The 13,484-nt window shown below is 61.2% G+C and carries 9 protein-coding genes; 7 read left to right on the plus strand and 2 right to left on the minus strand.

Translation table 11 applies throughout. The features are described from left to right. The first annotated feature begins 2 nt into the window (after nt 1-2). Nucleotides 3-1,538, plus strand: coding sequence for an SPOR domain-containing protein (locus A9404_RS07555; RefSeq protein WP_066099759.1), 1,536 nt, complete (start codon nt 3-5; stop codon nt 1,536-1,538). Nucleotides 1,539-1,665: 127 nt separating this feature from the next. On the opposite strand, the gene A9404_RS07560 is transcribed toward A9404_RS07555, so the two are convergent. Together A9404_RS07560 and A9404_RS07565 are read right to left on the minus strand one after the other, a co-directional pair. Continuing rightward, nucleotides 1,666-2,433, minus strand: a complete 768-nt coding sequence (locus A9404_RS07560; protein ID WP_066099762.1) for a DsrE family protein — start codon at nt 2,431-2,433, stop codon at nt 1,666-1,668. Then, nucleotides 2,430-3,089, minus strand: a complete 660-nt coding sequence (locus A9404_RS07565; RefSeq protein WP_407645297.1) for an RNA polymerase sigma factor — start codon at nt 3,087-3,089, stop codon at nt 2,430-2,432. The genes A9404_RS07560 and A9404_RS07565 overlap by 4 nt, the downstream gene beginning before the upstream one ends. 122 nt (nt 3,090-3,211) lie before the next feature. Here A9404_RS07565 and A9404_RS07570 point away from each other — a divergent pair, with 122 nt between their 5' ends. The 6 genes from A9404_RS07570 (at nt 3,212) to gltB (ending at nt 13,271) form a co-directional block, all read left to right on the plus strand. Beyond that, entirely contained in the window at nt 3,212-3,691 is a 480-nt protein-coding gene (locus A9404_RS07570) for a DsrE family protein (RefSeq protein WP_066099765.1), read from the plus strand. Between the two features lie 45 nt (nt 3,692-3,736). Next, a complete protein-coding gene (locus A9404_RS07575) occupies nt 3,737-5,047 on the plus strand; it encodes a porin (protein ID WP_066099768.1) in 1,311 nt (436 codons plus the stop codon). A 383-nt stretch (nt 5,048-5,430) separates the two neighbouring features. Then, nucleotides 5,431-5,910, plus strand: a complete 480-nt coding sequence (locus tag A9404_RS07580) for a DsrE family protein (RefSeq protein WP_066099772.1) — start codon at nt 5,431-5,433, stop codon at nt 5,908-5,910. 60 nt (nt 5,911-5,970) lie between these two features. Then, complete coding sequence (locus tag A9404_RS07585; protein ID WP_066099775.1) at nt 5,971-7,302, plus strand: porin; 1,332 nt, start codon at nt 5,971-5,973, stop codon at nt 7,300-7,302. A 154-nt stretch (nt 7,303-7,456) separates the two neighbouring features. After that, nucleotides 7,457-8,470, plus strand: coding sequence for a molybdate ABC transporter substrate-binding protein (locus A9404_RS07590; RefSeq protein ID WP_197490301.1), 1,014 nt, complete (start codon nt 7,457-7,459; stop codon nt 8,468-8,470). Between the two features lie 340 nt (nt 8,471-8,810). Next, nucleotides 8,811-13,271, plus strand: coding sequence for a glutamate synthase large subunit (gene gltB / locus A9404_RS07595; RefSeq protein ID WP_066099777.1), 4,461 nt, complete (start codon nt 8,811-8,813; stop codon nt 13,269-13,271). Nucleotides 13,272-13,484 lie beyond the last annotated feature (213 nt).

Genomic DNA, 13,484 nt, shown 5'->3' on the forward strand with positions numbered 1-13,484 from the left:
CCATGAACACCGCTCAAGAACATGCCGTCGAACAAGCCAACCTCATTGCCCAGCTGGTGAAATATGCCGACCGGCTGATCGTGGTCGAAAGCGCCTCGCCCCCGGAGCGGCATGATTTCGTGGAACTGGTTGCCGAACGCCTGCCGGACAGCGTCGAAATCCTGGCCATGGCCGCCGAAGCCGGCAATTTCCCCCGCGAGATCATTCCACTCGTCACCGAAGCCCTGCAACTGTCGCCCGGCATCGAATCCCCCCGGCAACTGGCCTCCGCCGTTCACGAGGCGCTGACCGCGCAGGGCCGCATGCTGGTGATCATCGAAAACGTCAATGCCTGGCTCGACACCGAATCCTGGCCGGAGCTGTTGATCCTGCTTCGCGCGGCCCACGAGCTGGCGCCGAATCATCTGCTGTTCCTGCTGACAGGCGAAATCGATCTGACCGAACACCTGCGTGCCGAACCGGAACTCGCCGATATGCAGAGTGACATGCATCAATGCCTGTTGCTCGACGCGGCGTTCGCCGACGCGGCGCCGGAAGCAACGCCCGAACCGGCGCGCCCGGCGACGAAAGCGACTCCGCACAAGGAAAGCCCCAAGGAAGAAGCGTTGATCGCCCACCTCAAGGGCGAAGGCGAGGTGCCGCACTTCACGAACAAGCCGGCCCGGCGCGGCTTCAATCCGACACTGCTCATCATTGCCGCCTTCAGCGTTGCCGTGGTGAGCTTCGGCGGCTTCGCTCTGTTGACCCGGACTGCCAGCACCGATCACGCCGACAAGAGCATCCCGCTGCAACCCGCCCCATCGGCAGAAACCGCCACACCAGCGGCCCATTCCGGCCAGGAACCGTCCGCGCAGATAGCAGCAGCGACGCCGTTGGCACAGCCTGGGAACCCGTTACCCAATGACGGCGAAGCCGGGAAAACCGCGGGCGCGGATGCGGCCCCAACGTCCCCGGGCGGCAATGCGCCGCATCTCGTGCCCGTGCCGGCTCCACAGCCGCCGGCCACGAGCGCTGGGGAGACAGTCACACCGCATTTGCCCGCCATCGACACCACCCAGAAGGCGGAGACACCAGCTGAAGCATCGGGACAGCCGAAACCCGCCCCCGAAAAACCCACACCCGAAAAATCCGCGGCGGACAAACATGCCGTCGAAAAGGCGACCGTCGCGAAACCCACCCGCGAGACGCACAAGCACACCCCGACACGGCCATCGACAAAGCCGGAAAAGGTCGCTGCTGCAGACAATGCCTGGTACCACGCCCAACCGAAGAGCCGAGCCGCCCTGCAGCTTGGCGCCTTTACGGACACCCAGGCCGCCCTCGGCTTCATCCGGAAGCATGAAGCCAGCACCCACCTCACGGGCTGGCACATCTTCACCCAGAAGCCCAAGAACCAAGTTCTGTACACCGTGACCGTCGGCGATTTCGCTACCTTGAACGAAGCGCGCGCGGCTATAGCCAAGCTGCCCGAACCGCTCCGACGGGTCAAACCCTACCCACGGACCTTCAACGCGATCGATCAGGTGCTGACCAAATAACCACCGCAACTACCTTCGGAGCGGCGCGTCGAGCGGCCAGATACGGTGCAACTGGGGCAATACCCAACAAAAAGGGCGACACCAAAGGTGCCGCCCTTTTATTGTCCGCGCATCCACCGCGCCCTAATCAGATCGACAGATAGGTCCAGCCTTGACGAATGCGATGCGCCACCTGCTCCACGGCCGAATCCGTCACGGTTACCCGGGGGAGTAGATTCGGCTTCTTGCCGCTTTCCCGCAGCTTTTCGAGACTGGTGCCGCACACCATGAAGTGTACATTCGGATATTTCGTCATCAGCGCTTCGATCTGCTGCGCGTAGGGTGTCGTCCCGGAACGGAGGAAATTCAGCCCGTCCGAGTTGGTAAGCACTTCCAACTGAAAGCCGGGATCATGCGCCGAATTTTTCAGCACCTGTTCGGCCACCTTGAGGGTTTCGCGAAATTTCTCCGGCGAATCCGACCCCAGACGAAGCAGCACGTTGCGATGCTGAGCGGTCGCCATTAGTGAAGAAGCCGTAACGGCACTGGCGGCCTGCTGCTGCATCGAAACGATTCCAGGATGACCGCCGCCATCCGTTTGCGCCATGGACCCCGCGAACCAGCCGGCCAAGGCGCCAACGGAGAGCAGGGCGACTGCCGCCACTGCCGTGGGAAACAAGGCGAGCGCCCGAACGCGAGCGAGGCGTTTCGGCGGCTGTGGAACGGATTGATAGGCTTCGCGCACCCAGTCCTGAACCTGATCGATATCACAGATCATCTGGGTCAGCTTGGGATTGTGCTTTACGGCCGAGCGAACCCGCTGCCGATCCTCGATCGTCAACTCGTCGTCGACGAACGCATGAATTTCCTCATCAGAGATTCGGTCCGTATTCAGACAGTGGCGTGAGTAGCTCATATCACTCTCCTCAAATGACGCCCGGGCGAGGCGGTTTCCCGCACCTCCGGTTGTGGGCGTTCGATCAGCAACTCGCGAAGCGCCTGTCGACCACGGGACAAGCGGCTCATCACCGTCCCCACGGGAAGATCCAGAATGGTCGCCGTTTCCTTGTAGGAAAACTCCTCGAGATCCACCAGCGTCACCACGATACGCTGCATTTCCGGCAGGCTCATGATGGCACGTCGCACGCACTCGATCATTTCATCCCGGCAATGAAGACAGTCAGGGGACTGATTATCCTCCATGCACAGGGAATCCATGACGTCGTCGATATTTTCTTCCTTCGGGCGGCTGCGCACGTGATCCAGCCAGAGATTCGCCAGAATCCGGATGGCCCAGCGATCCAGCAGTTCGTCATCGCGCAATTGAGCCTGCTTCTGCAGCGCCCGGATCATCGCCTCCTGAACGAGATCGTCGGCAAGGAAGGCATCCTTGCTCCAGGAAAAGGCCAACCGGTACATCCGGGGCCGTAATTCGTCCAGGCGCCCGGCGAATGAAAGCCGCCGAAACAGAAACGTTGATATGCCCACTGACTCCCACCCCGTGTCATCTGTATTTAGGTTCATACCTATTGTGACGTAACGACTTACGTTTTCATTCCCCCGGGGCGTCATAAAAATTTAATACACCCATCAATATTAACGTTGGAATAAAGGCTTCCGGGATCTCGTCGTGTTTTGTGAACCCAGCGTAAATGGGGGATTAATAAAATGTCACTCACCACCAGGAGTTAACAATGATCCAATTGTCTCGGATAACGCCAATCGCTCTGCTATTGGCCGCATCCCTCGCCACGACAGGATTGGCCCAGGCCAATGAAAAAGCGGAACCGGTCGCCAAAGTCATGCAGGACAAGCCATTCGCGCAGACGCGCGTGGCCCTGCAGATCAGTGACGGCAGCCCCGACAAGCAGACGCTGATCCTCAACGTCGCCAACAACCTGCTGAAATTCTACGGACCGGACAAGGTGGACATCGAGGTCGTCGCGTTCGGCCCCGGACTGCGCCTCCTGTTCAAAGGCAACGCCAACAGTCAGCGCATCGCCGATCTGGCCGCGCAAGGCGTGCGCTTCAGCGCCTGTGAGAACACCATCAAGGCCATGACCAAGAAACTGGATCATGTCCCCGAACTGAACCCCAACGCGCGCATCGTCCCCGCAGGCATCGTACGCATGGTCGAGCTGAACAAGGCCGGCTATTTCGTGGCCCGCCCGTAAGGCATCACCGACTGACACGATAATAAACAGAAGGAACCATCATCCATGCAATTGCACAACACCTCGAAGAAATTCCAACGCTATCTGGCGCTCACCGCGCTCTGTGCCGGCATGGCCGCTGCCATGCCCAGCGCCCACGCCGCCAACTGGCTGATGCTGCAAGGCACCGAACCCGCAGACAATGCACCGCGCGCCAAGGTCTGGGGTTTTATCCAACCGATGTACTCCAAGGACTTCAGTGACGCCTTCGCCGGCAAGTACGTTCCACCGAAACTGATCGGCCCGAGCCTGGACTCCCAGTCTTCGTTCAACATCCTGCGTGCCCGGATTGGGGTCCGCGGCACCGGCTTCCCGCTGGACAGCCACATCAACTACTTCCTGCTGACCGAGTTCGGCAACAACGCCATCACCAACGGCGGCAAATACGGCAGCTACAAGCCTTACCTCACCGACGCCAGCATCACCCTGAACTACATCAAGGGTGCCCGCGTCCGCCTCGGTCTGTTCAAATACCCGGGCGCCGAGGAAGGCCTGCAGGGCATTGCGGCCTTTCCCTACATCGGCTATACCAGCGTCACCAACCAGATGCTGCTGGAGCGTTTCCCGACCAACGGCGAAACCAACATCGCCCCCCAGACCGTTCCGAATGCGGATATGAATGCCTTCTCCGCACCCGTGGGCGCATTCCGCGATGTCGGCGCTCAGGTATTCGACGCCTTTGACGTCGGCAACTGGGAGCACACCTACGCCGTCATGCTCGGCAACGGTCACGGCGTGCAGATGAGCGACAACAACAGCAGTAAGGATCTGTATCTGTACTGGTCCTCCGCCTATCTGTTCGACAAGAGCGCCAAAGGCCCCTTCCGCCCCAGTTTGAAAATGTTCACCTGGTATCAGAAAGGCAAGCGCACGGATGCCTACGACAATACCAAGGAACAGGATCGCAAGCGTTACGGCGTGGGTGTCTCCTACCTGAAGAAACCGTTCCGCGTGTCCGCCGAATACATGTGGGGTCAGGGCATGATCTTCCAGGGACAACAAAACCCGCAGCGCATGTTCAACAACAACAAGGCGGCCGGTGGCTATATCGAGGGCGGTTACTTCATCCCCAACACCAAGTTCGAACTAGATCTGCGCTACGACACCTACAAGCGCAACAAGGGCATCATGAAAGGCCCGACACCCGAAGCGAAGTTCAATACCTGGACCGCGGGCGTGAACTACCACTTCAACAAGAAAACCCGGTTCACCCTCGATTATTCCATTCGCAAGTACAGTTCCGTCTTCACCCCCGTCAACAACCAGTTGAAGGACGTAAAAGGCCTGCTGGCACTGCAGGTCACGGCAGTTTTCTGATCCGGAACCCGCCGATTACAGGGACCTAAATCACGGACCGATTTTCACGGATGACCCCGACGCCCTAGCCGACCGAGGATTCCGGTAAAGGCGTCACCTATTCACCCACTGGCGCACCTGAGTTTTCAGGGGCGCCTTTTTTATTGCCCCGGGCCAATTCACGCGACCCGATACCCTCGCCCGGACACCCTCACAAGTCGTCGCACTTTAATGCCGAGAACGCACGAAATCGGCACTTATTTACATGCCATTAACGAATCATAAAAACCGGTTATGGGATAAAAATAAACACTGGAATAAACGATTTCACGGCTTCGTCATGGTGCGTGAACCCGCAGTAAACGGGGGATTACAACGACGTCACGCACCACCAGGAGTTAACAATGATCCATCTCTCGCGGATTACACCAATTGCACTGCTTTTGGCCGCATCACTTGCCGCCACCGGCCAGGTTCACGCCAATGAAAACGCGGAACCGGTCGCCCAGGTTCTTCAGGAAAAACCGTTTGCCCAAACCCGCGTCGCGCTGCAGATCAGCGACGGGAGCGAGGAAAAACAGACCCTCGTCCTGAACGTTGCCAACAACCTGCTCAAGTTCTATGGCCCCGACAAGGTCGACCTGGAAATCGTCGCCTTCGGCCCTGGGCTGCGGCTCTTTTTCAAGGACAACGTCAATAGTCAGCGCATCGCCGACTTGGCCGAACAAGGGGTTCGATTCAGCGCCTGCGACAACACGATCGCCGCCATGGCCAAACAGTTGGGCCACGCCCCGGAACTGAACCCGGTCGCGCGCATCGTTCCGGCCGGCATCGTACGCATGGTCGAGCTGAACAAGGCCGGTTTTTTCGTTGCCCGCCCCTAACCCCCAAGTCGCCACGTTCGCACACGTCGCCTTGATTCAAGCACCCTAAAGGAACCACTCATGCACACGCATTTCCAAAACAAGAAGTTTCAAAAATTCCTGGCACTGTCCGCGCTCTGCGCCGGCATGGCCGCTGCCATGCCCAGCGCCCACGCCGCCAACTGGATCATGTTGCAGGGCACCGAACCGGCCGGAACGGCACCCCGCGCTGATGTCTGGGGCTTTATCCAACCCACCTACTCCAAGGATTTCAGCAGCCCCTATGCCGGCAAGTACAACCCGTCGAAACTGATCGGCCCGAGTCTCGACTCGCAATCTTCCTTTGGCATTCAGCGCGCCCGAATCGGGGTACGCGGCACCGGCTTCCCCCTGGACAGCAAGATCAACTACTTCCTGCTGACCGAATTCGGCGACAACGTCCTGACCGACGGGGGCGCCTATGGCAGCTACAAGCCCGTGCTGACCGATGCCAGCGTCACGCTGAACTACATCAAGGGCGCCCGGATCCGCCTCGGTCTGTTCAAGTACCCGGGGGCCGAAGAAGGCCTGCAGGGCATCAACCTGTTCCCGTACATCAATTACACGGACGTCACCAACCAGATGCTGCTGGAGCGTTTCCCCACGAAAGGCGAGGTCAATATCGCGCCCCAGCCGACACCCAACGCCAACATGAATGCCTTCTCACAACCGGGGGGCGCCTTCCGGGACGTCGGCGTACAGGTCTTCGACGCATTCGACATGGGCAACTGGGAACACACCTATGCCATCATGCTCGGCAACGGTCACGGCGTGCAGATGAGCGACAACAACAGCAGCAAGGATCTGTATCTGTACTGGTCGTCTGCCTACCTGTTCGACAAGAACGCAAAGGGCGCCTTCCAGCCCAGCGTGAAAATGTTCACCTGGTACCAGAACGGCAAGCGCACCGACGTGTGGAACACCAGCCAGGAACAGGACCGCAAGCGCTATGGCGCCGGCGTCACCTATATGAAGATGCCGTTCCGCGCGACTGCCGAATACATGTGGGGCCGCGGGATGATCTTTCAGGGCGCGCAAAACCCGGGTAACGGCACCACCACCGCCGCAACGATCTTCAACGACAACAAAGCGGCCGGTGGCTACATCGAGGGCGGCTGGTACATTCCGAACAGCAAATGGGAACTGGACCTGCGTTACGACACCTACAAACGGAACATCGGTGTCATGAGCGGCCCGATGCCGGAAGCGAAGTTCAGCACCTGGACGACCGGCGTAAATTATCACTTCAACAAAAAGACCCGCTTCACGTTGAACTACGCCTTCCGCAAGGACAGCGCAGTCACCACGGCGGTCAACAACCAGCTCAAGGACGTAAAGGGCCTGCTCTCGCTGCAGGTGACCGCCGCGTTCTAAGACGCAGGGAAGCGCAGGGCGCGCGTAACAAAACGGCATGACGCCATAGGCAAATTTGATCCTGCCGAAGGCGCAAACCGAGCAAAGGCGCGGCTATATATTAGCTGCGCCTTTTTATTTTTAGCCAGGCAATCATCCTGGCAGGGAGTCCCCCATGATCCATCGCCATGCATCGCGCAATGCACTCAGACTCGGCATGATTGCCGGCCTGATGCTCGGCACCGTGCTTTCCGTCCAGGCCGCTTCTGCCAGCACGCCGGAACCCGCCGGCAAGTACATGAACAGCTATCCCAAGAGCCTGCTGGCGGTCCAGCCCCCATGGAGCGCCCCGTTGTACCCGGGCACCGAGGTCACCGTACCCGGCATGGAAAACGTCCCGGATATCCACGGCGACATCAACGACCCGCAACTGGTGGTGTTCTTCGCGGGCAACCAGTACATGCTGGTCAACCGCCTGATGGCGGCTTTCAGCAAGGCCTATCCGCAATATCCCCGCGTGGTGGCCTTCACCCTGCCGCCGGGCCGTCTCATCACCGCGATCAAGCGCGGTAACGGCATCCTGCTGGGCAACATGCACATCACCCTCAAGCCGGATGTACTGACTGCCGGACACGGGAGCATCATGCGACTTCAGAACGACGATCACTGGTTCACCGGCACCGAAGTCTATGCCCGGAACCGGCTGGCCATCATGACGCAGAAAGACAATCCGGAACACATCACCGGACTCAAGAGCCTGGCCAATCCGTCAATCAAGCTCTGCATGCCGAACCCCGCATGGGAGGGTATCGCCAAGAGTTCGATCATCCCGGCGCTGAAGAAAACCGGCGGCGAGCCCCTGGTCGATGAGGTCTACACGAAGAAGGTGGCGGACGGCACCACCTTCCTGACCCACGTCCACCATCGCGAAACGCCCATCCGGATCATGTCGCACCAGTGCGATGCCGGTGTCGTCTGGTATACCGAAGCCTACTTCCACGACAAGATCGCGCACCATGCCACCGACATCGTGCCGATCCCGGAGGCGGACAACCAGGAGGTCAGTTACACCGCCGGACAAATGAAGGATGCCCCGCACCCCGAAGCCGCCAAGGCGTTCATGAGCTTCCTGCTCAGTCCACAGGCCCAGACGCTTTACCACCAGTTCGGATTCATGCCGCCCAAGTAGCCGCAACCCCGCACCGGCCGATCTGTCGGCGCCATCGAAACCCGCTCCGGACGCACCATCTGCGTGCACGCGGAGCGGCGTCCGAAGGCGCCAGCCTGCGATATCCGCCGAATATTTGCCAGCCCGCCCCCCTGCCGTTAAAATCCCATCCCATTTTGTCCGTTGATGACGGGCTTCGATGCTATATTCGCGAGACAGTTGCGATTTTCCCGGTACGTGCGCGACGGGGATCATGATGATCCGGTTCTGCCACGAATCACGTCCTGACTGGCGCTGAATGATTCAGCGCGCATCCGATTGCAAGTGTTCCAAGAGAAAACGAGAAGAGGTTACGCCCCCGATGAATCGCGCTCCTACCGCCGGCCTGTACCACCCCAGTTTCGAAAAGGACAACTGTGGTTTCGGCCTGATCGCCCACATGAATGATCAACCCAGTCACAAACTGGTGTCGACGGCGATCGAGGCCCTGGCACGCATGACCCATCGCGGCGGCATCTCGGCCGATGGCAAATCCGGTGATGGTTGCGGCATTCTGCTCAAGAAGCCGGACGCCTTCTTCCGGGCCGAAGCGGCCCGTCTCGGGTTCACGCTGAACGACCAATATGCCGTGGGTGTGGCCTTCGTCGCGCTGGACGCCGCAGCGGCCGACCACGTGAAAAGCACCCTGACCGACGCCCTCGTCAGCCAGGGCCTCATGGTTGCCGGCTGGCGGGCCGTGCCCACCAATCCGGACGTCCTCGGCGAGATTTCGGCCGCCCAACGCCCGGACATTCTCCATGTGTTCGTCAACGCCCCGGCGGGTCTCACGGATCGCGAGTTCGACACCAAGCTGTACATTGCCCGGCGCATCGCCGAGAAGCAGCTGGTCGACGACCCGGTGTTCTACATGCCGTCGATGTCCGCCCAGGTCATTTCCTACAAGGGCCTGATGATGCCCGACGATCTGGCCGGCTTCTATCTCGACCTGCAGGATGAAACCCTGGCCTCGTCCCAGTGCGTGTTCCACCAGCGTTTCTCCACCAATACCTTTCCGGAATGGCGCCTGGCGCAGCCCTTCCGCTATCTCGCCCACAACGGCGAGATCAACACGATTCGCGGCAACCGCAACTGGGCCCTGGCCCGTTCAGCCAAGTTCGCCAGCCCGTTGATTCCGGACATGAGCCTCGTCACGCCGCTCGTGAACACCACCGGCTCCGACTCATCCTCCATGGACAACATGCTCGAGGCGCTGCTGGCCGGGGGCGTGGACATGCTGCGCGCCATGCGGATCATCGTGCCGCCGGCCTGGCAGAACATCGAGCATATGGATGCCGATCTGCGTGCCTTCTACGAATACAACTCGATGCACCTCGAACCCTGGGATGGCCCGGCCGGTATCGTCATGACCGACGGCCGTACCGTCGCCTGCGCCATGGACCGCAACGGCCTGCGCCCGGCGCGCTGGGTGATCACCAAGGACGGGCACATCACCCTGGCCTCCGAAATCGGCGTCTGGGATTACGACCCGGCCGACGTGGTACAAAAGGGCCGCGTCCGCCCCGGCCAGATCGTCGCGGTGGACACGGCCAAGGGCGAGCTGCTCAAGCCGAACATGGTCGATGACCTGATGAAGCAGCGCCAGCCTTACCGCGCCTGGCTGAAGGCCCACTCCCTGCGCCTCGTCAGCGCGCTGGACGAGGGCAAACTCACCAGCCAGCCCTTCGATGGCGAGACGCTGCGTCAGTACGAAAAGGAATTCCTGCTCACCTTCGAGGAGCGGGATCAGGTATTGCGCGTCCTGGCGGAAGACGGCCAGGAAGCCATCGGCTCGATGGGCGACGACGCGCCGATGGCGGTACTGTCCCAGACCCAGCGCTCGCTCTACGACTATTTCCGCCAGCAGTTCGCGCAGGTGACCAACCCGCCGATCGACCCGTTGCGCGAAGCCATCGTCATGTCGCTGGAAACCCTGATTGGCCGCGAACGCAACATCTTCGCGGAAACGCCCGAGCACGCGCACCGTCTCCAGCTGGAAACGCCGATTCTGAGCGAAGCGAAGTTCAATGCGCTGCTGGCCCAGAAGGATCCGGATTTCGCTCATGGTCGAATCTCGCTGAGCTATCCCCTGCACGAGGGGCTGCACACGGCCATCGAACGCGTTTGCGACGAAGCCGTGGCTCTGGTGCGCAGCGGGAAGGTCGTGCTGGTGCTCTCCGATCGCGGTATCGCGCAGGACACCCTGCCGATCCACGCACTCCTGGCCACCGGCGCCATCCACCATCGCCTGATTCGCGAAGGCCTGCGCACCGACGCCAACCTCGTCGTCGAAACCGCCACGGCCCGCGATCCGCACCACAGCGCCGTGCTGATCGGCTACGGCGCCACGGCCGTCTACCCCTATCTCGCCTTCGAAACCATCCACGCCATGCGCGAGGCGAACCAGATCAGTGCCGGCACCAGCGAAAAGCTCGCCAGCAACTACGTCAAGGGCATCGGCAAGGGTCTCAAGAAGATCCTCTCCAAGATGGGGATCTCGACCATCGCCAGCTATCGCGGCGCACAACTCTTCGAGATCATCGGCCTGTCCGACGAGGTCGTGAACCTATGCTTCAAGGACACGACCAGCCGCCTGCAGGGCGCGCGCTTCGTGGATCTGGAAGCCGACCAGAAGGTCCTGCACAAGGAAGCCTTCACCCGCTTCAAGCTGCCGCGCCAGGGCGGCCTGCTCAAGTACATCGACGGCGGCGAATATCACGCCTACAACCCGGACGTGGTCAATACGCTGCAACAGGCCGTGGCCACCGGCGATTTCGACCTGTGGAAACAGTACTCGGCGCACGTCAACCATCGTCCGATCGCCTCACTGCGCGATATGTTCGAGCTGAGCCACGACGCCGCGCCGATCCCGCTGGATCAGGTCGAATCCCTCGAATCCATCATCCGCCGGTTCGACTCGGCCGGCATGAGCCTGGGCGCCCTGTCGCCCGAGGCGCATGAAACCCTGGCCGAGGCCATGAATCGTCTGGGCGCCCGCTCCAACTCCGGTGAGGGTGGCGAAGACCCGGCGCGCTACGGCACGGCCAAGATGAGCAAGATCAAGCAGATCGCCTCGGGCCGGTTCGGCGTGACCCCGCACTACCTCGTCAATGCCGAGGTGCTGCAGATCAAGGTCGCCCAGGGTGCGAAGCCAGGCGAAGGCGGTCAGCTGCCGGGCCACAAGGTCGACGAAACCATCGGCCGCTTGCGTTATGCCCGTCCCGGTGTCGCCCTGATTTCCCCGCCGCCGCACCACGACATCTACTCGATTGAGGATTTGGCCCAGCTGATCTTCGACCTGAAGCAGGTCAACCCCTCGGCGCTGGTTTCGGTGAAACTCGTATCCGAACCCGGTGTTGGCACCATCGCCGCGGGGGTCGCCAAGGCCTACGCCGACCTGATCACCATTTCCGGCTACGACGGCGGCACCGGCGCCAGCCCGCTGACCTCCGTCAAGTACGCAGGTTCGCCCTGGGAACTCGGCCTGGCCGAAGCCCACCAGACTCTGCGTGCCAACGATCTGCGCGACAAGGTGCGCCTGCAGACGGACGGCGGCCTCAAAACCGGTCTCGACGTCGTCAAGGCGGCCATCCTGGGTGCGGAAAGCTTCGGTTTCGGCACCGGCCCCATGATCGCGTTGGGCTGCAAGTACCTGCGTATCTGCCACCTGAACAACTGCGCCACCGGCGTCGCCACTCAGAACAAGGTGCTGCGTCTGGAGCACTTTAAGGGCAATGTCGAGAAGGTCATGAACTACTTCCGCTTCATCGCGATGGAAGTTCGTGAATTGCTGGCACAACTCGGTGTCCGCTCCATCGACGACCTGATCAGCCGCACCGATCTGCTCAAGCGCCGTGCTGCCCAGAGCGAGAAGCAGGCCAACCTGGATCTCGACGCACTGGTCTCCGACGGGGGCTTGATTTCCGACGCAGCGACCTGCTGCGTGGCGCCGCATAACACACCCCACGATCAGGGTGAACTCGCCGAACGGATCGTCGCGGACATCCTGCCCGCCATCGAAGCCAAGCAAGGCGGCGAGTTCAGCTACGTGCTGCGCAACACCAACCGCTCCATGGGCGCGCGCATCTCCGGCGAAATCGCCAAACGCTACGGCAACCTCGGCATGGTCGATGCCCCGATCCACCTCAAATTCACCGGTATCGCCGGCCAGAGCTTCGGTGTCTGGAACGCGGGTGGTCTGCACATGACCCTGGAAGGCGATGCCAACGATTACGTCGGCAAGGGCATGGCCGGCGGCGAACTGGTGATCTACCCGCCCAAGGGCAGCGCCTTCGATACCCATGACACCCCGATCATCGGCAACACCTGCCTGTATGGCGCAACCGGCGGCAAGCTGTTCGCCGCCGGACAGGCCGGGGAGCGGTTCGCCGTCCGCAACTCCGGCGCCTGCGCCGTCATCGAGGGCTGTGGCGATCATGGCTGCGAATACATGACGGGCGGCATCGTGACGATCCTGGGTGCCACCGGCATCAACTTCGGGGCCGGGATGACGGGCGGCTTCGCGTATGTGCTGGACGAGACCAACGACTTCGTCGACCGCTACAACCACGAGCTGATCGACATCCACCGGATGCAGGCCTCGGAACTCGAACCGCATCGCCAGCACCTCCGCGGCATCCTGAAGGCGCACGTGGAGAAGACCGGCAGCGCCCGCGCTGCGGCGATCCTGGAGCAGTTCGACCTGTTCCTGCCGAAGTTCTGGCTGATCAAGCCGAAGGCCTCCGGACTGGAAGACCTGCTGGCGACGCTGGCCAACGCCGCCTGACCGAGCCATCACGGGGTGCCATGCCCCGGATGAACGATCCGGCCACCGGCCTCGAGGCGGGGCCCCGGGTTTACCCCGGGGCCCCGTTTTTTTCGCCCGGAACAAAGTGCATGGACAGGAGCCCAAGGAAGGACAAGAATAATAAGACGTTCCGCCCACGGGTCGCTCCTGCACGCCGTCGCTGGGCATCAGGCACCGCAGCACGTTTAACCA

Origin of the sequence: Halothiobacillus diazotrophicus, from assembly GCF_001663815.1 — a bacterium.
In the GTDB taxonomy this organism is placed as follows: Bacteria; Pseudomonadota; Gammaproteobacteria; order Halothiobacillales; family Halothiobacillaceae; genus Halothiobacillus; species Halothiobacillus diazotrophicus.